At 42.3% G+C, this 23,407-nt stretch carries 25 protein-coding genes; all 25 read right to left on the minus strand.

From position 1 onward, the window contains the following. Positions 1-15: 15 nt before the first annotated feature. A complete protein-coding gene (locus H9Q76_RS07435) occupies positions 16-843 on the minus strand; it encodes a FliH/SctL family protein (protein WP_147352519.1) in 828 nt (275 codons plus the stop codon). Beyond that, entirely contained in the window at positions 836-1,855 is a 1,020-nt protein-coding gene (fliG, locus tag H9Q76_RS07440; RefSeq protein WP_021985361.1) for a flagellar motor switch protein FliG, read from the minus strand. The genes H9Q76_RS07435 and fliG overlap by 8 nt, the downstream gene beginning before the upstream one ends. Before the next feature lie 4 nt (positions 1,856-1,859). Beyond that, positions 1,860-3,461, minus strand: coding sequence for a flagellar M-ring protein FliF C-terminal domain-containing protein (locus H9Q76_RS07445; protein WP_021985360.1), 1,602 nt, complete (start codon positions 3,459-3,461; stop codon positions 1,860-1,862). Positions 3,462-3,487: 26 nt separating this feature from the next. Continuing rightward, entirely contained in the window at positions 3,488-3,835 is a 348-nt protein-coding gene (gene fliE, locus H9Q76_RS07450) for a flagellar hook-basal body complex protein FliE (RefSeq protein WP_021985359.1), read from the minus strand. 21 nt (positions 3,836-3,856) lie between these two features. Beyond that, positions 3,857-4,297, minus strand: coding sequence for a flagellar basal body rod protein FlgC (gene flgC, locus H9Q76_RS07455; RefSeq protein WP_021985358.1), 441 nt, complete (start codon positions 4,295-4,297; stop codon positions 3,857-3,859). A 57-nt stretch (positions 4,298-4,354) separates the two neighbouring features. Beyond that, entirely contained in the window at positions 4,355-4,753 is a 399-nt protein-coding gene (gene flgB / locus H9Q76_RS07460; protein ID WP_021985357.1) for a flagellar basal body rod protein FlgB, read from the minus strand. A gap of 118 nt (positions 4,754-4,871) precedes the next feature. After that, on the minus strand, positions 4,872-6,926 hold the full coding sequence (gene topA, locus H9Q76_RS07465; RefSeq protein WP_117781256.1) for a type I DNA topoisomerase: 2,055 nt from the start codon (positions 6,924-6,926) through the stop codon (positions 4,872-4,874). 505 nt (positions 6,927-7,431) lie between these two features. Then, a complete protein-coding gene (locus tag H9Q76_RS07470) occupies positions 7,432-7,947 on the minus strand; it encodes a helix-turn-helix domain-containing protein (RefSeq protein ID WP_249320882.1) in 516 nt (171 codons plus the stop codon). Between the two features lie 160 nt (positions 7,948-8,107). Next, positions 8,108-8,734 carry an alpha/beta fold hydrolase gene (locus H9Q76_RS07475; RefSeq protein ID WP_249320883.1) on the minus strand — a complete coding sequence of 209 codons (627 nt, stop codon included), beginning with the start codon at positions 8,732-8,734 and terminating at the stop codon, positions 8,108-8,110. 29 nt (positions 8,735-8,763) lie between these two features. Further along, positions 8,764-9,291, minus strand: a complete 528-nt coding sequence (locus H9Q76_RS07480) for a hypothetical protein (RefSeq protein ID WP_249320884.1) — start codon at positions 9,289-9,291, stop codon at positions 8,764-8,766. Positions 9,292-9,569: 278 nt separating this feature from the next. Beyond that, complete coding sequence (locus H9Q76_RS07485; protein WP_249320885.1) at positions 9,570-12,014, minus strand: ABC transporter permease; 2,445 nt, start codon at positions 12,012-12,014, stop codon at positions 9,570-9,572. Continuing rightward, the gene (locus H9Q76_RS07490) at positions 12,011-12,685 is read right to left on the minus strand and encodes an ABC transporter ATP-binding protein (RefSeq protein WP_118371786.1); all 675 of its coding nucleotides are present in this window, start codon (positions 12,683-12,685) and stop codon (positions 12,011-12,013) included. The genes H9Q76_RS07485 and H9Q76_RS07490 overlap by 4 nt, the downstream gene beginning before the upstream one ends. Positions 12,686-12,857: 172 nt before the next feature. Further along, positions 12,858-14,123 (minus strand): sensor histidine kinase, encoded by a 1,266-nt coding sequence (locus H9Q76_RS14035; RefSeq protein ID WP_118373341.1) that lies wholly within the window; start codon positions 14,121-14,123, stop codon positions 12,858-12,860. After that, positions 14,099-14,788: a response regulator transcription factor gene (locus H9Q76_RS07500; RefSeq protein WP_118373342.1), complete on the minus strand. Its 690-nt coding sequence runs from the start codon at positions 14,786-14,788 to the stop codon at positions 14,099-14,101. Before H9Q76_RS07500 ends, H9Q76_RS14035 begins: the two co-directional genes overlap by 25 nt. A gap of 51 nt (positions 14,789-14,839) precedes the next feature. Next, the gene (locus H9Q76_RS07505; protein ID WP_243022980.1) at positions 14,840-15,040 is read right to left on the minus strand and encodes a GNAT family protein; all 201 of its coding nucleotides are present in this window, start codon (positions 15,038-15,040) and stop codon (positions 14,840-14,842) included. Next, positions 15,021-15,956, minus strand: a complete 936-nt coding sequence (locus tag H9Q76_RS07510) for a hypothetical protein (RefSeq protein WP_021984466.1) — start codon at positions 15,954-15,956, stop codon at positions 15,021-15,023. The genes H9Q76_RS07505 and H9Q76_RS07510 overlap by 20 nt, the downstream gene beginning before the upstream one ends. Positions 15,957-16,200: 244 nt before the next feature. Next, entirely contained in the window at positions 16,201-17,343 is a 1,143-nt protein-coding gene (dprA, locus tag H9Q76_RS07515; protein ID WP_182428767.1) for a DNA-processing protein DprA, read from the minus strand. After that, entirely contained in the window at positions 17,333-18,877 is a 1,545-nt protein-coding gene (locus H9Q76_RS07520) for a YifB family Mg chelatase-like AAA ATPase (RefSeq protein WP_118373344.1), read from the minus strand. The genes dprA and H9Q76_RS07520 overlap by 11 nt, the downstream gene beginning before the upstream one ends. A gap of 140 nt (positions 18,878-19,017) precedes the next feature. Continuing rightward, positions 19,018-19,584: a flavin reductase family protein gene (locus H9Q76_RS07525; protein WP_117781389.1), complete on the minus strand. Its 567-nt coding sequence runs from the start codon at positions 19,582-19,584 to the stop codon at positions 19,018-19,020. A 54-nt stretch (positions 19,585-19,638) separates the two neighbouring features. Beyond that, on the minus strand, positions 19,639-20,304 hold the full coding sequence (locus tag H9Q76_RS07530; RefSeq protein ID WP_021984462.1) for a GTP pyrophosphokinase: 666 nt from the start codon (positions 20,302-20,304) through the stop codon (positions 19,639-19,641). 1 nt (position 20,305) lies between these two features. Continuing rightward, positions 20,306-21,292 carry a DHH family phosphoesterase gene (locus tag H9Q76_RS07535; protein WP_021984461.1) on the minus strand — a complete coding sequence of 329 codons (987 nt, stop codon included), beginning with the start codon at positions 21,290-21,292 and terminating at the stop codon, positions 20,306-20,308. Between the two features lie 12 nt (positions 21,293-21,304). Next, positions 21,305-21,445, minus strand: a complete 141-nt coding sequence (locus H9Q76_RS07540) for a hypothetical protein (protein ID WP_178017149.1) — start codon at positions 21,443-21,445, stop codon at positions 21,305-21,307. A gap of 77 nt (positions 21,446-21,522) precedes the next feature. Then, a complete protein-coding gene (locus H9Q76_RS07545) occupies positions 21,523-21,930 on the minus strand; it encodes a GerW family sporulation protein (RefSeq protein WP_021984460.1) in 408 nt (135 codons plus the stop codon). Between the two features lie 29 nt (positions 21,931-21,959). After that, a complete protein-coding gene (locus tag H9Q76_RS07550) occupies positions 21,960-23,054 on the minus strand; it encodes a hypothetical protein (RefSeq protein WP_118373345.1) in 1,095 nt (364 codons plus the stop codon). A gap of 38 nt (positions 23,055-23,092) precedes the next feature. Further along, positions 23,093-23,407 (minus strand): hypothetical protein, encoded by a 315-nt coding sequence (locus tag H9Q76_RS07555; protein WP_118373346.1) that lies wholly within the window; start codon positions 23,405-23,407, stop codon positions 23,093-23,095.

The raw sequence follows: 23,407 nt of genomic DNA on the forward strand, positions 1-23,407 counted from the left end.
TCTGCGATTATGCCTTTATTGCGTAGATAATAATTTGATAGCGGTAATCAAATTCCGCACCTGCACGTCCATGGACAGATCCACGATACCCGTGTCACTCTCGATCTGACATTGCCCCTTTTGTAGTTTTGTATCGCTGAATATCTCTATGGTTATTCCCGGATTCGCAGCTCCGGACAATCGATCCGCATTATCTGCAATATATGTATAATTCTCTTCTGATACCCGGATGACGAACTTTCTGGAATCCTCATCCTCATTTAACACCTGATTGATCATGTAGATCATCACTGGCTTATAATCATCAACCAGTATACCTGTCAGCTTCTGGATCAGCTTGCACGCAACATCCACGATCTGTTCCTCAGTATCTGTGATGTTCTCCATCATTTCTTCCCGCGCCTGCGCAAGTGCCTGATCGCGTTCCCGACTGATCTTCTCCAGATACTCATCCGCCCGGCGCATCGCTTCCATGTTGCCATCTTCGAGCCCTTTTGCAAAACCCTCTTCCTGTGCAGCTTTGCGAATTGCCTCTGCATCCGCCTTGGCATCCTCCAAAATCTTCTGTGCCCGTTCACGCGCATCATCCTGTAAAAGTTTTGCCTTCTCCATCGCGTCATCCAAAAGCTCTTTATGCTCTTCCAGATTGATCGTCGCAGCCATCTCTGTAATGCCTGCCTCGAAAGTATCTCCTGCTTCCGCTGAACCTTCTGGTACATCATTCTTCGGACGGATCACACGCGGTTTGGGCGGTTCGATCACACGGCTGTTTACATCGATCACAAACGGTTCCTGTGACACCGTACGCACGCCTGGTATCCCGGATTTAAAAATATTAGACAACAATCTCGTCACCTCCACCACGGGAAATTACGATCTCGCCGGCATCCTCCAGTTTTCGGATAATATTTACGATCTTCTGCTGTGCATCCTCGACATCCTTCAGACGGACAGGACCCATAAACTCCATGTCCTCTTTGATCATAGATGCCAGACGGGATGACAAGTTATCGAAGATCACCTTCTGTACGTCTTCGTTTGCATTCTTCAAAGCCACTGCCAGCTCGTTGTTCTCCACCTCACGGAGTACAGTCTGGATTGCACGGTTATCAAGCAGCAGAATATCCTCGAATACAAACATCTTTCTGCGGATCTCGTCTGCCAATTCCGGTTCCTCGATTTCGAGGTTTTCCATAATATGTTTCTCAGTACTCCGGTCGACCGTATTCAGGATATTGACGATGGAATCCACACCACCGACAATCGTGTAATCCTGATTGACCAGAGACGCCAGTTTCTTCTCCAATATCTTTTCCACTTCTTTGATTACATCCGGGCTGGTTCGATCCATCATTGCGATACGCTTTGCAACGTCTGCCTGCTTCTCCGGTGCCAGCGCGCTGACCACGGCTGCCGCCTGCGATGCCGGAAGATATGCAAGAATCAACGCGATTGTCTGCGGATGCTCGTCCTGAATAAAGTTTAAAAGTTGGCTTGCATCTGCCTTTCGTACGAACTCAAATGGACGTACCTGCAAAGATGCGGTCAGTCTGCCGATGACATCTCTTGCACGATCCTCGCCAAGTGCCTTGTCCAGAAGTTCCTTCGCATAAGCAATACCACCCTCTGCAATGTATTGCTGTGCCAGACAAACCTCATAGAATTCATCCAGCACCTCATCCTTTAATTCTGCCGATACACTTTTTGTATTGGCGATCTCCAATGTCAACGCCTCTATCTCATCATCCTTCAGATGCTGAAAAATCTTAGAGGAACGTTCCGGTCCAAGCGCGATCAGCAAAATTGCAGCCTTCTGCACGCCTGTAATATCCGATGAATGTAATGTTGTCGCCATAGTATCACTCCCAATCGTCGTTTAGCCAATTTCGTAACAATGCCACCACTGCTTCCGGGTTTTCATCCACAAATTTCTCAATCTGCTGCTTGGAAGCGGATTTATCACTAAACTCAATATCATCCAAAGTCTGGTTCTCCTTCGTTGTCGCAAGCAGAGCCTCTACCGAAAGCTCCGGTTCTGTCTCGACAACCTCATGCGGTTTCATGCTGCGGAATACAACAAATAACAACAATCCACCAATAATCACAGCCAGTACGATTGACAAAATGCTCTGTACCGGTACGGACTTCGTCTCAGCCGGGTAAAAGACTGGAACGATCCGCTCTACCACATAGATATTTGCCGCCTTCATACCGGTTGCACTGGCAAGCATGTCGACCATTTCCTGTGGGTTAATATTCTCTGTCGGTGTCGAATTTGCTGCCTGATACTCCGCAAACGTCGTACCATCCAGCAATCCCTGTTCCTTCATCTGATCTTCATAGTAGTTCTCATACCGGGTCAGATACAATGCCATGCTGGAATTCTGCATATTGACATCACCAACCGGCGTCACAGTACGGGTTGTCGTACTGCTCGTCTCGTAATCTTCACGCAGAACGCTCAAAGTCGAGCCTGCATTTGCATTATCGAGCAGGTTATAATCTGTGATTTCCTCACCATTTGCATCCGTACCAACCACGCCACCGGTACCATCCGTATTTTCCGCCAGATAGTAATAATGGGAGGATTTCGGACCGGTATCATCCTCGTCATTCGAGTAATATTTGATATCTTCAATCTCCTGCTGGGAAATATTCACATCCAGATTTGCCGATACAGATACCTCGTCATACACGCCCGAATTTACCATCAGGTTCCAAAGCTTGCTGTTGTAATACTCCTCCACCTGCTGCTGTACCATGATAACCGGGGATGCACTCGTGGTAGAGTTCTGACCGGAGAACAACAATTCGCCCTTGTTGTCAACGATTGTAATTGCCTTTGTATCCGAATTACCAACACAGGTTTTCGCATACTCTACGATTGCATTTGTGCTTTCCTGATTGTAGTCACCATTTATGGTAAGCATAATGCTGACTGAAGCAGTCTGGTCACTCGCATAAACCGTGTTTGTGCTTTCCGGCAGATTGATTGTAACTGAAGCCTTCGTCACACCCTGCATGGATGCAATATCCCGTTCCATCTCAGACTGCTTGTAAAGCTTTGCCTTGAGCTTTTTCTCCGAATCTGTCGTATTGAAGCTATTGTTAAACAGACTGTCATAATCTGACTGTCCATTATTCGTTCCAATGCCATTTTCGCCAAGGAGCAGACGTGCCTGTGACACCTGGTTCTCATCAACCTCAATCTTTAACGCATCGTCACTGACCTTGTATGTAATCGAATTATCTTCCAGCAGATTCGCTGCCTGAGCAGCTGTCGCCGTATCCTCAAAGGTGGACAATACCACATATGAAGTCCGGTTTAAAATTGCAACCAATGCGATCACAGCAACCAGAACTGCCGCCAATACCGAGAAGAATAACGCCTTCTGTCTCTTTGTATACTTTTTCCAAAACTCAACTATCTTCGATGGTAGCTGACTAAACCATTCTCTCATACGATACCTACTCTATATGCATAAATTTATAGTTGCATGTTCATCAATTCTTTGTATGCGGATACCACCGCATTTGTAACCTTCACTGTATACTGCAGGGAAATACTTGCCTTCCGTGCAGCAGCTGCCACATCATGAATATTGTCCGAATACCCAAGTGCATAGCTCATCTCCGCAGACTCTGCTGATTTCTGTAAAGAATCTGCTTCCTTATACATATCCACTGCCGCATTTAAAAACGTATCGAACGCTGTACCCTGCGAGCTGGACGCTTTTTTATCTGCACGTTCTGCAGAGCTTGCAGAATTTGCAGATTGAATACTGTTTAAGGTTGTCCATTCATCACTGAACAAACTCACTGGTGTAATTGCCATTTATCTATCTCCTGATACCAATTAGCTATTAAATAATTCCAATCCTTTTGCCGCGATATTTTTCGCAGCATTAAATGCCGTTGCGCTTGCTTCATAAGAACGGCTTGAATCAATCAGATTCGTCATTTCGGTTACTGTGTCCACATTTGGATATTCCACATATCCATCTGCATTTGCATCCGGATTGTCCGGCTCATATACAAGACGCAGATCTGATGGATCTTCCACGATCTTTGTCACTTTAACACCATTTGGTTCATAGTTTGACATATAGCCGTTTAACATATGGTCAAAGGATGTTGTATCCTGTTCTTCAAACACCACTGTCTTTCTGCGGTATGCACCACCATTCTCTGTACGTGTGGTGTTCGCATTCGCAATGTTCTGTGCAATTACATCCATTCGCATCTGCTGCGCCGTCATGCCGGTTGCAGATACATTCATCGCTGAAAATACACCCATCGCTGTTACCTCCCTAATCTGTCATCCGACGGAAATATCCATCAGAATACTTCCACATTAATTACCGGAACTAAGTACGGTATTGTATCTGGCAAACTCCTGATTCATCAGATCAACCAGAGCCTGATACTTGATCTGGTTTTCCGCCAGTCTTGCCTCTTCAGTATTGATATCGACATTGTTTCCATCCAGACGATATGAAAGTGATGCATTATCCGTGTAAACCTGTGCATCCAATGTCTCAAGATTCTGATTTGCCTTTTTCACTGCCTTGCTCAGATTCTTTTCCCCTGCAAGTTCTCCCTGCAGAACCGACTCAAAATCCAAATCTTTCCGCTTGTAATTCGGCGTGCTTACATTCGCAATATTGTTCGTCAGAAGCTCGTTTCGCAGATTCGCAGCATCTGCCGCTTTGTCCAAAATATTCACATAGTTATAAATACCGGATGTGATCATCGACTTCCTCCTTATTTTCAAACTAAAAAAATAGTTACTGTACAGATTCCCATACAGTAACTATCCTACCATATTTTGTGGTATGCTTCAACAAAAATCTTTTCTGACCACTAAATATTTACTCGTTTTCCTTTTTTTCGCGCTCACAGGTGTAACCGCATGTCTCAGAGGCACACAGAAGTTTATTTCCTTTCTCTACCATGTAACCGCCACATTTCGGACATTTCTTATCCGACGGCTTCGACCAGGACATGAAATCACAATCTGGATATCCAATACAGCCATAGTAAAGTCTGCCCTTTTTCGTCTTGCGTAAAATAATATCCTTACCGCATTTCGGGCATGCAACACCGATCTTCTCGTAGTATGTCTTTGTGTTCCGACACTCCGGGAATCCCGGGCACGCAAGGAACTTTCCATGCGGACCATATTTGACTACCATCATACGTCCACACTGATCGCAAGGCACATCCGATACCTCATCTGCAATCTTGACCGATTCCAGCGATTCCTTTGCTTTCTCCACAGACTCTGCAAGATCCGGATAGAAATTCCGGATAACAACCTTCCACTCTAATTTTCCTTCCTCAATGCTGTCCAGAAGCGACTCAATATTTGCTGTAAACTCGGTATCCACAATTGCCGGGAATGCATCCGACATCATTTTATTGACTGCCGCACCAAGCTCTGTCACATACAGATTCTTGTTCTCCCGGATCACATAACGCCGGTTTAAAATCGTTGTGATCGTCGATGCATACGTAGACGGACGCCCGATTCCAAGCTCCTCCATCGTCTTTACAAGAAGCGCCTCTGTATAATGTGCCGGCGGCTGTGTGAAATGCTGCTTTTCCTCAAGCTCTGCACAGGTAAGTGTTGTACCTTTTTCCAGTCCGGTCAGTCTTGTCTTTTCTTCCTTCTCTTCATCTAACGAATATACAGACATGAATCCATCGAACACAACCTTCGATGTAGAAGCCTTAAACTTATGTTCCTCTGCCGTGGCATATACTGTCTTGTTCTCATAAACTGCCGGTGCCATACGGCTTGCTAAAAAGCGGTTATAGATAAGCTGGTATAAACGGAACTGGTCACGTGGAAGCTGCTCCTTTAATTTCACCGGAGATAACTCCACATTTGTTGGACGGATCGCCTCGTGCGCATCCTGAATCTTCTTGCCGGTCTTTACATCCTTTGCCTCACCGACATAATTCTCGCCAAACTGATGTGCAATATATTCTTTTGCATTTTTATCAGCTTCCTCAGAGATTCGTGTTGAATCCGTACGCAGATATGTGATCAGACCGATAGAACCCATGCCCTTGATTTCCACGCCTTCATACAACTGCTGCGCGATACGCATCGTCTTATTTGTTGCGAAATTCAGCTTCTTTCCAGCTTCCTGCTGCAACGTACTTGTTGTAAACGGAAGCGGCTGTTTCTTCGTCTTCTCGCTTACCTTTATCTCCGAAACCGTAAATGGCTTTCCGTCGATTTCTTTCTTTACCTGATCAAGTTCTTCTTTTTTGACTTTATCCTTCGCATAATGAAAGCAAACCGGCTTCAGTGCCGGATTCGCTGACAGATACGCATCTAAGCTCCAGTATTCTTCCGGAATAAATGCATTGATCTCATCTTCCCGGTCACAGATCAGCTTCAAAGCGGCTGACTGCACACGGCCGGCGCTCAAGCCTCTCTTGATCTTCTCCCACAAAAGCGGGCTGATCGAGTATCCAACCAAACGGTCAAGCACACGTCTTGCCTGTTGTGCATCTACCAGATCCATGTCAATTTCCCTGGCATTTTTTATAGAAGATTTGACTGCATTTTTCGTAATCTCATTGAAAGTGATTCTCTTATAATTTTTGCCTTCCAGTTTCAGGGCTGCAATCAGATGATATGAGATTGCTTCTCCTTCACGGTCAGGGTCAGTCGCGAGATAGATCTTATCTGCTTTTTTGACTGCCTTACGAAGCTGCGCCAATAATTCACCTTTCCCCCGAATTGTGATGTAATGCGGTTCGTAATCATGTTCAATATCAATACCCATCTGGCTTTTCGGCATATCCCGTACATGTCCGTTCGATGCGATAACATCATAGGATGCACCCAGGAATTTTTTAATTGTCTTTGCCTTTGCCGGTGACTCGACAATTACCAGATTTTTTGCCATTTCCCATTCCTCCAATACTTTTCTAGTATTCAAAAACAAGCAAACTATACACTATTTTCGGTGGAGGTGCAAGGTTAAATTCTTTTCTATCCTATTTTTGTTCCATCTTCTACTCTATTTTCACCACACTTCTTCTATCCACTTTATGCATTCCTGCCCCATTATTTCACGTTCTCTAGCACATTCTTCCGAGAATTCTTTCTTATTAACAGCTTTATCTTGCCACAGGATTTTCACAGTTCCCAATATTGGGGAATTTTTTCTTATTTGTCATTTTCACCCAATTCCTTGCTATACCTCTACTTGTTATTGGTGGGATTTTTGATGATTACCAATATTTTAATCAATATTTGCTACAGCAAAAGAAATCATATTTATACAATATAAAAGCAGGAAGTCTCGCTATAAGACCGCCTGCCTGTTGATTATTCTTATGTAGTTTTCTATATCTCGTTTTCCTTTAGAAATTTACCACTCTCATTACTTAATTATAAAATAAGCTGTATTATTTTTGATTAGAGATTCTTCTCATCCCTCGCTTAGCTTTAATTTTACCTAAAAGTCCAGAAAGATACAATGCAAGGACTATTAGCATACCACAATCTAACCCAAGACCTGCACCTGCAACTCTTTCATAGACACTTCCAGGTGCATCCAGTCCTGTAATTTCAATAATCAAAAACGCAATCATTCCTATTATCGCAATAATTGTAAGTACCAATAACCTTCCTTTTATTTTCTGATTCATCGCTTCTGAATAATCAGTTAGTTTTAATACGGTTTCTTTAACTTCTTTTTTCATAATCTCGTTTTTCCTCTCTCCATTGATGATTTCAGAAATACTTACATCAAAAATTTCCGCAATGTCAACTAATAAACTAATATCCGGCATATTAGTTCCTGTTTCCCAACGTGATACGGTTCTTCCAGATACATATAGCATTTCAGCAAGTTCTTCTTGTGTAATTCCTTTCTCTTTCCGAAGTTCTTTCAAAAAACTTCCTATCTTTTTTAGGTCCATGAAAATTCCCTCCTTTCATCAACAGACTAACTTAATGAACAAATATATAACACGACATAAAACGAGAAAATGCAGTATTTTTGCTATCAGACAAATCTGTCCAGTGATATTTACACTGTGTTTCTTATTCCATTATCATTTCTGCAGTCAGTATAAGCAATTATCTGATACCAGCATAAAATCTCTGCAACACGATTGCCAACTCTTCCGGAGCTTCTATATTTGCTTCATGACCTGTTTTCATAAGTTCATGGAAGTAAGAATTGTTCAAATAATGGCAAAGTTCTTTTGAAGTTTTTTTGTTTGCCTTGTCCTTCTCTCCACAAACGATCAATACAGGACAAGACACCTTATGCAGCGAGTCACTGAAATCTAATTCAGCCATCGTGCCGCATAGGCTGATAACATCTGCTTTTTTGAAGCTCATTTTATTGAATGCCGAATTCGGCATAAGGTGAAACAACATATTCTGAACTTTCAATAATTCTTTTGGCATTTTATATTGTGCTGCAATTAATACGAGCGCCTTTACTTTATCCGGGTGGTCTATCGCATAATTAAGTGCCAAAACAGCTCCCAGAGAAAGCCCACATAAGACAATTTCTTCGTTCTCCTTGTCGCATTCTCCTGAGAATGATGAATATAACTCCTTATATGTAGCAGATTTCCCTTCTAACATCTCTGATAAACTCAGACTGACACTACTTTCCGATACTTTCGTTTCTTTTATTGTCCTATTCCAACTGTCTGGATTTTGTCCTAGTCCATGCAAATATAGATACTTCATATATTATCCTCCTTCGAACTGGAAGTTGGTTACTTCTTGTAATTCATTTTCTTACTTAATACCCCAAACAAAGCCAATAAAAATATTCCAATTCCAAGCAATACGCCAGCCCCTTTCATTAATTCATTGTTTGTATACTCTGTATCCGGAAGAATCCCATACTTGTAATAAGAATAACTAACATGGTCTGTGGTATATGCAGCTATGGAATCTCCTACATTATATTCCGAATATACAAATCCCGGTACTTGCATTCGCTTGTGATAATCATTCACTTTTCCATTGTTGTAGTAGAAGAAATAATTCTGAGATATCGTATCAGCCGAAGCATCTTCAGCCCTTTTACCTGTAATCACAATATCCTCCATATAGTAATCTTCTCCCAGTACCATCTCTTCCATTTGTGTATTAAATGCTTTAGATGTCAAAAGTATATTTATCCAGACTGTAATGAAAGCTATACTTAAAATAATGAAACAAATCCAAAACAAAATTTTCTTCTGATTTCCAGTTAATATTTCTTTTGCTTCTTGGTGCTTAACCAATTTATTACTCATTCCATAATACCTCTAAAGTACTTTTTCCTTCTTCCTTCCCTTCATCCAAGAAGTGTATCTCACTCAAAGAACTCGGTCAATTTCGGAGACCAAAAAAATTATATAAAACAGTATAACACAAAATAAAAGTGACATGGTGAACTAATTGAAATGCTTCTGATTTTGTAACTGATGATTGATGTTTATACAAGTGCTGTCTACATGCGACGCATTGACTGCTGAAAAGCAGAAAAAAACCAAGCTGTCACTCATTGCCCGAGTGACAGCTTGGTTACTTACTATCCCTGATACCTTATTCTTTCAACCAGCGTTTCCTTTTTCAGATTACTGCTTAAAACGCAGGAAAGCACAATCTGCAACAGACCAACCAAAAAAATCATAATAAAAATTGGTACGATTGGAACATGATAGATATTTATTCCAAATATTCCATTATGCTTTGCATAGGCAAAGAGTGCATAGCCAAGTGGCAGACCAACGACAAGTGCTACACATATGGTGCCAACCGTAAAAATCAGTCCCTGTAACTGCAGGCATAAATTTAATTGTTTATTTGTCATACCAACAGCCTGTAATATACCATATTCCTGCTTTTTTGTCGTAATATTCATGATCATGGTATTCGCCATATTCATAAACCCGATGAGTCCTACAATAGCCATAAACAGATAACAGCCAAGCTTCATCATGCGGGCTGCAAATTCTGCAGATTGTAACTGCGCATGATAAGTATCCATTTTTATATGCGAAGTATTAGAAATTAATGTATTCAGATTTTGTTCCACAGATGCCACATCTTTTTTATCACAGTCCACCCACAGATAGCCATAGGCTGTTCCGCTCGGATTCATGGAACGGTATACGCCTTCCGGAATGACAAGATAAGTGTCCGCACTTACAAAGGATCCTGCAATCTTTCCCTGATAGGTATAGGTTCCACTTCCATTTTCAAAGTCAAATGCAATGGATTCACCCGGAGCATATCCATCTTGTTCCATCCACGTCGACCAGCCAAAGAAAATATCACCATTCTTTACTGCCTGCTCATAGTCCATAGAGCCAATATCCCCTTCTTGACGCATAAAATCAAAATCCTTTTTACTCACAATAGTAGCCGGAAATCTTGTTCCGTTCAGATTTACAGAGACAATCTCTCTCGTCATGACATCCGTTACTCCCGGAATGCTTTTGATTTCTTCAATCAGCGAATCATTCAATGGATCATCCGTCAGAATCGTATCCAGATTATTCTCAGGATATCTTTCATCATACTCAGCAGAATAGTCAAGCTGCAGTTCAAATTGTCCATGATTAACGGAAAGACGTGCTTCATGCTCCGTGTCAATATTTCCCACATAATTAGAGATAATCACAAACAATGTGCAGGAAAGCCCCATCGTAAGGATGGTACCAATGGTTCTTTTGGGATTACCCGTTACATTTGCCATTGCCATAGAAAACACGGTAACATTTTTTCTGCCATTTCGTTTTCCTTTTCTTTGTGTTTCTGCATTTTCTAAATACCGTGTTGCTTCGATAGGCGAAATCCGTGAAACAATTTTCATTGGTTTACGCAGCGCCAAAGCAACGGTAAGAAATGATACGAAAATACATAGAAGCATAACAGGCAGGGAAAACAGTGGCACCTGCTGGTTTTGAACACCCATAGAACCAGTTCCGGTTGATACAAGGTTCCCCTGTTCTACCAGCCAGTTAAAACCGTATTTTGCAATCAGAAAGCCAAGAAGCAATCCAACCGGTATTGAAAAAATTGTCAAAAAAATGCCCTCTCTGAAGATCAGTTGTTTCATCTGCTTTTTTGTCGCTCCCAGAGCCTTGATTTTTCCATACTCCTGTATCTTGTTGACAATACCGACCTGAAAAATATTATAAATGACCACAACAGAGAAAAGTACAATTGCAAGAATCAGCATTCCACATACCGCAATCGTTTCATAACTTGGCTGCAAGACCCATTGCAGATAGAAATCATTGATTATAACGTTTTTTTCTTCGATCCCACAAGATGCTGCAATCTGTTTTATAACCGGTTCAATATTATTCATAGATACATTTGCAGAATCATTTAAAGAAAAATAAATATTATACTGTCTGTCATTCTCTGCGATATGCTCATCGTAAAACTCCTGTGACCCGAAAGCAACATAAGATGCCTCGATGGTATACTCATCCCGGTCATATAGGATTCCGCTGACAACAAATTCTTCCGGCTTATATTCTGACCGCATCCCTGCACGGTAATCCAGTGTAACCGTATCTCCGACCTTTACATCATCATATCCCATTGCACGAAAAAATGCTCTTCCTGCGGCAATTTCCTGCGTTCCCACCGGATACTTTCCTTCCTTTAACTCATATTCCCTATTATAGGGAAGCATTTTTCTTGCAGTCTCATCCATGCAGACAAAACCACCGTTTTCGTTGCCTTTAATTATGCCTTCTGTACACATAATTCCTATTGCATCTATTTCTGCGCGGCGGCTTACTTCCTTTAACTGCGAGGCATCGGCTGCGACAAACAAACCATAATTGCTTCCATATGAGCCTGCCGCCTGACTTTTCTGTAAACGGATCATTCCATTTCCCACAGTACTGATAATCACAAGCAGCATCGTAGTCAGACATATGGACATCATAATCAGTATACTTCTTGTCTTGTTCTTTTTGTCATTGCTATATGCAATCCTGCTTATTGTCTTCATCTAAAATCCACCACCTGTCCATCCTCAATTACCAGAATACGATCAGCGACCTGTGCAATTTCGTCATCATGGGTAATCATTACAATTGTCTGTCCATATTTTTTTGCTGTCATCTTAAGCAGGGCGATTACCTCATCACTGGTCTTAGAATCAAGATTTCCTGTCGGCTCATCTGCAAATATAATTTCCGGACGATTCACCAGTGCTCTTGCAATTGCTACTCTCTGTTGCTGTCCTCCGGACAACTGATTTGGCAGATTGTAAATTCTCTTTTCAATTCCCAAAGTTGCAATGATATCATTTACATACGCTTCATCCACTTTTCTTCCATCCAGCCCCAGTGGCAGTACAATATTTTCCCAGACATTAATAGATGAAACCAGATTAAATGCCTGAAAAACAAATCCGATTTTTCTTCTGCGGAAAACAGCAAGGGCATCTTCCTTCATCCTGTATAAATCTTTCCCTGCTAAAGTAACACTGCCTTTTGTCGGGGTGTCTAGCCCTCCAAGCATATGAAGTAATGTACTTTTACCGGAACCTGACTTTCCAACAATTGCGACAAATTCTCCCTGTTCAATCTGAATGTCCACCTGATTGACCGCTTTGACCTGATTCTCACCTGCGCCATAAAACTTACAAAGCTGCTTGGTTTCTAATATCACACTCATGTGTTGCCTCCTTTTCAATTCTGTAAAGCGTACCTTTTCAGCACACTTTCTTTGCCTGTTTATATATCATTTTTCAACCTACATGCTGATTGTAGCAATATAATCTTTCATTTCACTTTCAAAAAGTGGGCAGAAGTCTTACAGAATTGTAAGATTTCTGCCCAATTAAAATTTAACCAACATATGGTAATTGGATCACAAACGTACTTCCTTTTTTCTTTTTGCCGGAGGTTACCATGATCGTACCTCCGTGTTTTTCGATAATTTCTCTCGATAGAAAAAGTCCGATTCCTGTGCCATTCTCTTCCCTGACCTCCCTGGAACTTCCTCTGTAAAATCGTTGAAAAATTTTGTGATACTCATTCTGCGGAATACCAATTCCCTGATCCTCAATTTCCATTCTTACAAGATCGTTTCTTTTTTGTAACCGGATAAATATTTTTGAACCACCCGGACTGTACTTGACCGCATTATCCAGAACGTTGATAAAAGCTTCACCAAGCCATCTTTTATCCTGCATAACCATGCATGTTTCCAGTTCTTTTGCATAGTCAAAAACGAATTCAATTTCTTTCTCATCCGCTTTTGGATAAGTACGGTTCACAGCAGATATGACAGTATCCATAAGCGGAAGATTTTTCTTATTCATCTGAATCAGTCCAGTTTCCATCTTGGATATTTCAAGAAGCGACTGCAATAATGTCTCCACTCCATCCAGAGCACTCCGACAACGGATACGAAACTCCTCCTGTTCTGTGGCACTTAAGTCATTCTGCATCAACACACTAAAACATGTATCCAAAGCTGCAACCGGTGTCTTTAACTGGTGAGAGATATCAGAAACCATTTCTTTCGTGCTCTCTTTTTCCTCCCGTGCTTCTTCCTTTAGCAACTGAATATGATGTCCGATTGCTTCAAGCTGGTCATTCAATTTTTCCAGTTCTGCCTGATTTTCCGTTTTCAGTAAATCATCAAATTTATTTTCACGGAATCTGATCATAATTTCTTCCAACTGGTCTAAAATTTTCTGATGACACGCATCTTCTTTTTTCTTCCAATAAAGTAAAAAAGTCAAAAAAAGCATGCATATCACAGTGCTTACAGCACCGGTCACCATAACCTGATGCCGGAATTGCGAATAACATGCATTCCCTTTATTTCCCCAGTATCCATATTGCTCCAATAATCGCCTTCCCTGTTCGTTAGTTTCAATATCCTTATCCTTAAGCAATTCCGAAACAGCATCCAGCCCGGAAAATTCTTCCTTTGCAGCAATGTCTGTCATAAGATTCATTTTATATTTATAGTCTTCATAAAACACATACGTAGTAAAGCAATTTAATATTGCAAACAATGCTATGACAGGCAATACCAGGGAAAGCACTACTGTGATCTTCTTGCGATATCTCTTTGTCACCGCCGTACCTCCTGATTCCATATATACCCAAGACCTCTGATATTCTTTATATAGACCGGTGCAGCCGGATTGTCTTCAATTTTCTCACGGAGTCTTCTGATATTGACAGCGATTGTATTTTCATCCACAAAATCCCCTTCCAGGTCAAACACATTTTCCAATATTTGTGTTTTTGAAAGAATCTGTTTCGGATTCTGAAGAAAAAAAGTCAGCATTTTCAACTCCGTTTTTGTCAGACTGATTTCACGACTCTTTATCATGACTTTCATTTCTCCTGTGATAAATACGATATCTCCCGAAATCATCTTCCCGGCTTCCGTCTTCTCCTGTCTGCGACGGAAATGTGCTTCTATTTTCAAAAGAAGTACCGAAAGACTAAACGGCTTTGTAATATAATCATCTGCCCCTGCTTCATATCCCATAACCTGATCCATCTCCTGATCTAGTGCTGTAAGGCAAATAATGTATGTATTATAATTGCATCTCATCCACCTTACCAATTCCAGTCCATTCCCATCCGGAAGATTCACATCACAAATGGTAACATCCACATGATTATCACTTGCAATTCTTTTCGCTTTTTTCACTGATTCTGCTGAAAAAACCTCATATCCGGATTTTTTCAGTGAAAATGTAATTCCACGATTTAAATTTTCATCATCTTCAACCACGAGTATACCTGGCATAGCATATGCACCTCTCTTTATTAACTATATATTTCCATCAGTAAGCTTCGTCTATTTGTGTTGCCATGTCATTACATAATCCTTTTCTCCGGTAGCCTCATCTAAGCCACTATGCTGAATCTCAAATCCTTCTCTCTTATAAAAGGATATTGCCCGTGCGTTCTTTTGGTATACGTTCAAGAGCAACTTATTCCTTTTATCCTTTGCATATTTCCTATGCATGTTTTCCGTTTCAAAACTCTTCGTCTTCATCGATTTCTTCATCCGGTTGAATCTCACAAACAAATTCAATATTTCTTTTGCCGAATACATCTGTCAGATAAGTAATCTCTTCTTCATTCATTGTAAAAAATGACCATTCATTCTCGCTGACAGTTATTTTCTCCTGTTCTGTTGTCGTCACCTCCAAGGTGATAACACTCAAACTCCCCTTCCCTGTTTCGAACAGTCTTATCATTTGTACCTTTGCCAGATCCAGCGCAGTCAACTTTCCACCATATACAGATACAAGAAAGCTCTTTGTCAAATATATTCTAAAATCATTAAACCAGAGAGCTTCCGGCTGATTACATTCTTCGTCAATCTGCTCTGCCAATGGATGTCTGTATTTTTTTATCGCACGCACCTGTATGAATACCATCGAAATTCCAATCAATATTAAGATGCCGCCGATATCCAGATTCACAAAATATCCTTCCTTGAGTATTTTTCCATAGGTAAGCTTCGTCATACGTATAGCAATAAATTTGTGATTGATATACGCACTTACGATTGTTTTTACATTCTCATCAATCACAACTTTCGTCATGCCTTCCACTCTTGCCGTACCGTTCTCTTCCACTCTCTGCTTCAAATCTACGAACTGTTCCGGTTGCATCTCTACAATATAGCTTTCCTCAGCGGTTGTTACAAGGTAATATCCTTCATATTTATTTTCCGCCAACTTCTCCGGTACCCGGATAATATCAATATATGCTGTCTGATTCGCAGGATTGGATTCTTCCTGTAATACCAGTTCAAATGGTCGGACATAATCCATCTTTCTCTTTGTCTGAATCATTCCAAATCCCACCAATAATATTCCTATCACTAAGAGGATCATTCCAATTGTCCGCCCTATTTGATTTAATTTGTATTCTTCTTTTATATGCTTATTCGTATATTTCATGTCATGTATCCTCCTACACTTGATTTTTCAGTCCGGCAAAACGGAATTATAAATACTTCATATATTGTCGCTCCTTCAAACTTCGATTGTTAAACTTAATTCATTTATTATACCTTATATCGGCAGCTTTGCATACCCATATCTTATGTCATATTTCTGCGATACAAAAGAACTAATTTATGAAAACGTGCGACAGTGTTGCGCGTTTTCATAAATCTAGCATATTAAATACAGCTATCATTCTTCATAAACTCCATATATAATACCCTCGCAACGGCTGCTTGATCACGTTTCGCCGTTCCAGTTCATACAGCACACTGATTGTCGTCGATACACCGAGTCTTGCCTGTGCGATCACATCATCCACATGCACGGGATCCAAGCCTAGAAGGTCATATACGGTCCGTTCTGAGGCTGTCAGGTTATCCCGCATTTCACATTGTTTTTCAGCACTACCGGATGCAGTACCGCTAACATCATCCATATTCAGGCGTTCCTCTCCCCACAGATCAAGCAGGATATCCTTCGGTCTTGTCACGCACATGGCGCCCAACTGGATCAAATGATTTGTACCCTCACTGAATGCATCTAATACTCTGCCCGGCAGAGCGTACACCTGTTTTCCCTGATCAAGTGCCAGATCTGCTGTAATCAGAGAACCGCTTTTCTTCTTGGCACAGGATACTAAAACACCATCCGACAGTCCGCTAATGATCCGGTTTCTGAGTGGGAACTGAAACGCAAGCGGCGGTACATCCAGACAATATTCGGACAGAATCAATCCCCGTTCTTCAATCTGCGCGAATAATTCGATATTCTCGCGCGGATATGTGACATTGATCCCGCAGCCAAGCACTGCAATCGTATAGCCACCTGCTTCCAGACAGCCGCGATGTGCCTGACCATCGATACCCCTGGCCAGTCCACTCACAATCTGGATTCCCGCCTTCGCAAGCTCCCTCGCAAAGATACGTGTCGTTTCTTTACAGTATGTATCTGCATTGCGTGCACCCACAATCGCAACCGACTGATTATAATAATTGATGCTCTCCCGAATTTTGCCACGCGCAAATAAAATCTCCGGTTTATCGTAGATATTTGTAAGCTTCTCCGGGTATAACGGATGCCCCGGATATAAGATCCGGATGTTTCGTTCCTTTAATCGTCCGTATACTTCATCCAGATAATTTGTATTTTTGCGAAGTAAAAGCGTCTGATATTCCGCCGGTTCAAATTGCTTCGCCAGCTCCTTCTCAAGCTCCGGTACCGATTGCTCCATAGCCTGCTCGGCCGTACCGTACCGTAGAATCAGATAATATTTTACTTTTGATGATATCTCATGATTTCCATATAGCCAAAGCCTTGCCATCTCACTTCTAGTTTCCATACAGAACCCCCTTTGCAAATACATCCTGATTGCGGTAAAATGCCGCTTCCTGCAGATGCGCATGTTCAATTTCTTCACTGCCAGCCAGATCCGCGATTGTGCGGGCAAGCTTCAAGACGCGGTGCACACCTCGCACAGATAATTCCTGTTCTTCAAAAAGCTGAAGCACCAGCCTTTTTCCTTCCTCCGATAACGTGATATATTCCTCCAGATTCTTTCCATCGAGCTGTGAATTAAACAACAGTCCGGTTCCGGCAAACCGTTCCTTCTGCATCTGTCTTGCCTGTTCCACCCGTGCCCGGATTGTCTTTGAAGATTCCGTTTTCTGTTTGGAGAAAAGCACCTCCTGCTTTACGCCTTTAACCTCCATCCGGATATCGATCCGGTCAAGCAACGGTCCGCTTACCTTGCTTTGATAACGGCGGATCTGCTGTTCCGTGCAGCTGCATCTACGATAATCCGGGTAGTTTCCACACGGACAAGGATTCATCGCCGCCACAAACATAAAATCCGCTGGGAATTCATACGACGCCTGCACTCTCGATATCCGGATTCTACGGTCTTCCAAAGGCTGGCGCAGCACTTCCAACACGGGTTTGGAAAATTCCGGAAGTTCGTCCAGAAACAGCACCCCATAATGTGCAAAGCTCACCTCCCCTGGTGTCGGAACCCTGCCGCCACCGATCAGTGCATATTCCGAGATTGTGTGATGTGGTGCCCGGAACGGACGTCTGTGTATCAATCCCCCTTCCGGTGGTAACATCCCTCCGACACTGTATATCTTTGTCACTTCCAGACTTTCTTCGAAGCTCATCTGTGGCAGGATCGTCGGCAGACGCTTCGCGAGCATGGATTTCCCTGCGCCGGCAGCACCGGTCAACAACACATTGTGAAATCCTGCCGCAGCAATCTCCATCCCCCGCTTGATGCTTTCCTGTCCTACTACATCAGAAAAATCAATATCATACAGATATTCCGATGTATCCACAGCCGGTTGCTCGACATTCGTATTCTCATATTCTTTTATTCCCTGAATATATTCCATGGTCTCCTTCAGGCTTGAAACACCTATAACCGATATTCCCTGCACCAAAGCAGCTTCCTGCACATTTTCTTTTGGAACAATGCAGCTTGTCATACCTTCTTCTCTGGCACAGATGACCATCGGAAGAACGCCCGGAATCGCTTTTATCGATCCGTCCAGGCTCAGTTCTCCGAGCACCAACGTCTGTTCCATCGGTAATTCCGCTGTTACGCCAAGTGACAGAAGCACGGCTGTTGCAATCGCAAGGTCATATCCGGAACCATCTTTTCTCATATCTGCCGGGGATAAATTGATTGTGATGCGCTTCGGTGGCAAATGAAAGCCTGAATTCTTAAGCGCAGTCCGCACGCGTTCCGATGACTCCCTGACAGACGATGACAGATATCCAACCATGGTAAATACAGGCAGACCATCATTCACATCTGCCTCCACATCGATCATCCGTCCGTCCACACCGTGAACCGCACAGCTTTTTACTTTACTAAACATATTCGCTCCCTTCTTCTCCAAGGGCGCTGACCAAGTTTATAGTATAAAAGAAAAGAACATCTGTCAACGAACAAAGTCTGAAACTTTTGTGAACGTTGCAAATGTTCTTTTCTATGATAGGTACCACTATTTATCAATACTTATTTCTTTTTCTGTACACTGTATCCGAATTTGCCAACATAATCACCAAGCGTAAAATACTGTCCGTGGGAATATGCAATCAAATCTGTCTTATTCAGGTCAAACTTTCCTGTCTCATCCATATATTTCTCATCCGCAAGTACGGCTGTTACCTCAGCTAAGAACATATCATGGGAGCCAAGCTCAATTACCTGTGTGACCTTACACTCAATATTGACCGGGCTTTCTTCAATGACAGGTACCGACACTGTCTGTGCCTTGCCCTTCGTCATCTTCATCTCCGCGAATTTATCTACATCTCTGCCTGATTTCACACCACAATAATCCATCGCATAGCACAGATCCTTCGTCACTAAGTTGATGACGAACTCTCCGTTTTTCGTAAGTAATTCATGTGAATATCTTGACTTTCGTACAGAGATCGATACCATCGGTGGATCGGAATTGATGGTTCCCGTCCATGCGATCGTGATAATGTCATCGATTCCATTTCCATCACCGGTTGTCACCATAACCGCCGGTACCGGATACAACATATTTCCCGGTTTCCAAACCTGTTTTGCCATTTTCTGCCTCCTGTTTTTTTATCTATTCAGGTAAATCAAAATACAATCATTCCGTTATTCCAGCAGACTCCGGATCTCCTGCATCTTGTAGTCCATCGCCGTAATCGTATCCGCGCACTTTTTTAACTCCTTCGCAATAATCTCCGGATGCTTCAGATTGTCCTTCTTATACTTGAGCTTATGATCAAGACTCGCCCAGAAATCCATCGCGATTGTCCGAAACTGCACTTCGACTTTCATATATTTTTTCTCATTTGACAAGAAAATCGGAATCTCCACAATCAGATGCAGACTTCGGTATCCGTTTGGCTTTGGATTCCGTATGTAATCCTTCACACATACAACCCGGATATCGTCCTGTTTTGTCAAAAGCTCTGATACCGTATAGATATCCTCCGGGAACGAACAGATCACACGTACACCTGCGATATCCGTCAGGTTCTCCTCGATATTTTCTATCGAGATTTCCAGACCTTTTCGTTTCATCTTCTCCACGATGCTGAGTGGTTTTTTCAATCTGCACCGGATTGACTCAAACGGATTTCGATTATACTGTGATGCAAACTCAGTATTCAACACCTTCAGCTTTGTCTCAATCTCCATCAACGCACACTCATAGTGCATCATAGATTCTATAAATGGCTGCATCGTCTGCAGCACCTTTTCCGGGTTGTCGGAGTTCATCAGAAGCTCCATACTCATATCTGTACTCCCGTTCATGTTACACACCTCTATTCTTACGAATCGTTTTCATAAATAATTCCTTTAATTTCCGGTCATAATCTCTGCCGATCTTATTCAGTGCTTCATGGCTGACAAATCCACCTGCCATCGCAGCATGTCCACCACCGGAACCAATTCCATCCAACGCCTGATAGATTAGTTTTCCTGCATCCACATCTGCCCGCTCACTGCGCACAGAGAATTTAATGCCATCCGAATTGATAGAGTAGACAACGGCCACATCGACCACATCCAAGGACAAAATAAAATCCGATATGATCGCAACAAGGGAATTCGGGCACTCAAATGGAATGTAGGTGAATCCAACATAATCAAACACTTCGATATGCTCGATTGCCGCACCATACGCCTTCAGATCCTGAAATTCTATCGTGGAATTATACATACTGTTCAGTTTTTCCGTACTGATATAATCGAACAGATATGCCATCATATCCATATCAAACGCGGTTGTTCCACGCACAAAATCTGCCGTATCCATCTTGATTCCATAAGCAAGTGCGGTCGCAACATCCTCATCCATCGGCACACCGCTTGTCTGAAAATACGACGCAACAATGCTGGCACAGGCACCAACAATACGGATATCCTCGAACTTGTAATCCTCTGTCTTCACAAACACCGGATGATGATCGACACATGCCACCTCATTGCCCAGAAGATCTGTCGTATTTGCATTCGGTTTCTGACAATCGACATGCACGATATAGTCCTCCGCCTGCATGTCCGGGATGTCATCATACGAATAAATCTCGATGCCAAACGTATCCATCATCTTTCTTGTATTAAACCGGTCAATACTGCCGACATAACAGATGGTCGATGTAATTCCATAATATTCCAGATATCGCTTCAAGCCAAATGCACTCGATATCGCATCCGGGTCCGGGAAATTATGTGTCTGTAAATATACCTTATGTCCTCTCAGAAGTTCAATCAACGCCTTCTGTTTTTCTTCTGCCACTTGCGCCTCCTGTTAACAATCAAAGCACAGCAATACATACGCTAAGATAAGCATTGCCGTCACTAAAACAAACTCGCAAAACCCACTGACAAAATACGAAAGTATCATGCCAATCGCCATAAATAAAATCGAATATCCAAATAATGCCTTCAATGCCGCCTCTTCATCATATTTGTTCTACTACATACTATGAGACAAACGGAGTGAAAAGACGTAATTTCGTTCAAATCCTAGTTATTCTCACTTGCCTGATCAATCGCTTCTTTGATTTCTGGGCTGTCAATATCCACATCTGCTTTCTTACCCATGGCTGTTGCAATCTTATCGACAACCTCTGGAATCATGTCGATCACCTTGCTTACCGTGTCACCCTGCTTGACTGGAATCATCTTCGCATGTCCGTTCTGGATCACAAGTACCGCAGTTGGAGACATCTTACCGCCCATTCCGCCTCCAGCAGAGTTGGAACCGCCGTTTTTGCCAAATGCACCGGCAGCTACACCAAAATTCACATCCACCAATGGTAAAATAATTGTATCGCCTACCTTCGTTGGCTCGCCAACAACTGTCTTCGTTGTAAGCAGGGAATCCATCCCCTGAAATAAAGAACCAACTGTCTGATTAAAATCATTTGCCATCACTCATTACCTCCAATTTCTATATTATCTTACTGATTCATTACTTTCTTTGCAACTTTTAGTGTCCTCCAGATATTGATATTCAAGACAATCCGGAGCAGATATCCAAGCCGGATTCGGCCTTTCAGCTTCACATCCAGTTCCAACACCTTCTGTTCAAAATCCGGCTGCATTGACAGCCCTTTTTGATATACAAACGGCAGTAAGCTCAAATATCCGGTCACCTGCCCGGTCTTGTATGGCTCATCCATGCCGTAATGCACATAGCCCTTTACCTTGCGTGGCAAAATATGTTTCAATGTCCGCGGAATATATTTTTTCAGATATTCACGTGTCTTTACCGTACACGACAGATTCCAGAACTTCTGCAATCGCCGGAGCTTTTTCTTCGCAGTCGCTGTCTTTTTCTCGATCTTGTCAGTCACACGCTCTGCGACCTTTCCTGGTGTGTGATTTATCACAAATGTCCAGACTTTCTTAATCTTCTCCCACACCTTCCGGCACAATATCTTCAATCTGCCCGATTGCTTCTTTTCTTCTTCCGACAGATTGTCCGGTTCGTCCAGATCAAAGATTTCATGCTCTGGTGCTTCCTCTGTCTTTGTTTCTATATCATCCTCATTTATGTCTGTCTCTGGAAGTGGTATCGTCGGAATCTCTGTAATAGTCCCATCTGACTCATCCGTTTTCTCCGATTCACTTATTATCTTCTGTGAACTATTTTCTATACTATCCTTTCGCTTTACCGGCTTCTCACAGATTGCATCATCGTCCTCATCCACGTCGATATCATCCCACGCGTCGTCGAATCCCTCATCAGCGAGATGTTCCACCTCACGCTCTGCTTCTTCTGCCTTCTTCTTTCCAAGCCTAAACCATAACAGCCGTATCTCCTGTTTCAGTTTATCCTTCTCCCGGCTCTGGTCATACAACACCCGGACACTTAAGATCAGATACCGTACCTTTGCTTTTGCCTGTAATGTCTTCCCACCCTGATACGAGATATCTGCCTGATACCGGATCGGGCAAAATAAAATCAGCATCACAAGCAAGAGAAGCAATCCTATGATACCAAGGAGGATCCATCCGATTATTTTTAAAATAAGTAACAATACATGCAGCATTCCTTACCTTACTCCTACCTGTGGTTCTTTCACTTCAATCAAAAGAAAAAATCCTCTACCTTCCATTCTTCCCCGGTTTCATCATACATATCCTGTATGATCTGCAATACGAGCTGTTCTGCCACTTCTTTGCCTCTTGCAAAGCCGACAACCCGTATCCGGGAATCCAGCTTCCTATATGGTTTTTGTAACAACTGATTATATGGATAAATCTCCAGCAATCCATCCTGCAATAACGGCAACACGATCACATACAGATTCCGGACAGGCTTATGCCGCCTGATCCTTTTCCTGATCCGTGCCAGTTTTCGCTCTGTAAGATTGTATGTATAACATTTATCAGCAAAAATCAC

Source organism: Wujia chipingensis (assembly GCF_014337155.1).
GTDB classification, from domain to species: domain Bacteria; phylum Bacillota; class Clostridia; order Lachnospirales; family Lachnospiraceae; genus Coprococcus_C; species Coprococcus_C hominis.

Coding starts and splice junctions, on each gene's coding strand:
- fliG (WP_021985361.1), bottom strand. CDS start 1,855: ATGGCGACAACATTACATTCATCGGATATTACAGGCGTGCAGAAGGCT.
- H9Q76_RS07445 (WP_021985360.1), bottom strand. CDS start 3,461: ATGAGAGAATGGTTTAGTCAGCTACCATCGAAGATAGTTGAGTTTTGG.
- fliE (WP_021985359.1), bottom strand. CDS start 3,835: ATGGCAATTACACCAGTGAGTTTGTTCAGTGATGAATGGACAACCTTA.
- flgC (WP_021985358.1), bottom strand. CDS start 4,297: ATGGGTGTATTTTCAGCGATGAATGTATCTGCAACCGGCATGACGGCG.
- flgB (WP_021985357.1), bottom strand. CDS start 4,753: ATGATCACATCCGGTATTTATAACTATGTGAATATTTTGGACAAAGCG.
- topA (WP_117781256.1), bottom strand. CDS start 6,926: ATGGCAAAAAATCTGGTAATTGTCGAGTCACCGGCAAAGGCAAAGACA.
- H9Q76_RS07470 (WP_249320882.1), bottom strand. CDS start 7,947: ATGGACCTAAAAAAGATAGGAAGTTTTTTGAAAGAACTTCGGAAAGAG.
- H9Q76_RS07475 (WP_249320883.1), bottom strand. CDS start 8,734: ATGAAGTATCTATATTTGCATGGACTAGGACAAAATCCAGACAGTTGG.
- H9Q76_RS07480 (WP_249320884.1), bottom strand. CDS start 9,291: ATGAGTAATAAATTGGTTAAGCACCAAGAAGCAAAAGAAATATTAACT.
- H9Q76_RS07485 (WP_249320885.1), bottom strand. CDS start 12,014: ATGAAGACAATAAGCAGGATTGCATATAGCAATGACAAAAAGAACAAG.
- H9Q76_RS07490 (WP_118371786.1), bottom strand. CDS start 12,685: ATGAGTGTGATATTAGAAACCAAGCAGCTTTGTAAGTTTTATGGCGCA.
- H9Q76_RS14035 (WP_118373341.1), bottom strand. CDS start 14,123: ATGGAATCAGGAGGTACGGCGGTGACAAAGAGATATCGCAAGAAGATC.
- H9Q76_RS07500 (WP_118373342.1), bottom strand. CDS start 14,788: ATGCCAGGTATACTCGTGGTTGAAGATGATGAAAATTTAAATCGTGGA.
- H9Q76_RS07505 (WP_243022980.1), bottom strand. CDS start 15,040: ATGAAGACGAAGAGTTTTGAAACGGAAAACATGCATAGGAAATATGCA.
- H9Q76_RS07510 (WP_021984466.1), bottom strand. CDS start 15,956: ATGAAATATACGAATAAGCATATAAAAGAAGAATACAAATTAAATCAA.
- dprA (WP_182428767.1), bottom strand. CDS start 17,343: ATGGAAACTAGAAGTGAGATGGCAAGGCTTTGGCTATATGGAAATCAT.
- H9Q76_RS07520 (WP_118373344.1), bottom strand. CDS start 18,877: ATGTTTAGTAAAGTAAAAAGCTGTGCGGTTCACGGTGTGGACGGACGG.
- H9Q76_RS07525 (WP_117781389.1), bottom strand. CDS start 19,584: ATGGCAAAACAGGTTTGGAAACCGGGAAATATGTTGTATCCGGTACCG.
- H9Q76_RS07530 (WP_021984462.1), bottom strand. CDS start 20,304: ATGAACGGGAGTACAGATATGAGTATGGAGCTTCTGATGAACTCCGAC.
- H9Q76_RS07545 (WP_021984460.1), bottom strand. CDS start 21,930: ATGGCAAATGATTTTAATCAGACAGTTGGTTCTTTATTTCAGGGGATG.
- H9Q76_RS07550 (WP_118373345.1), bottom strand. CDS start 23,054: ATGCTGCATGTATTGTTACTTATTTTAAAAATAATCGGATGGATCCTC.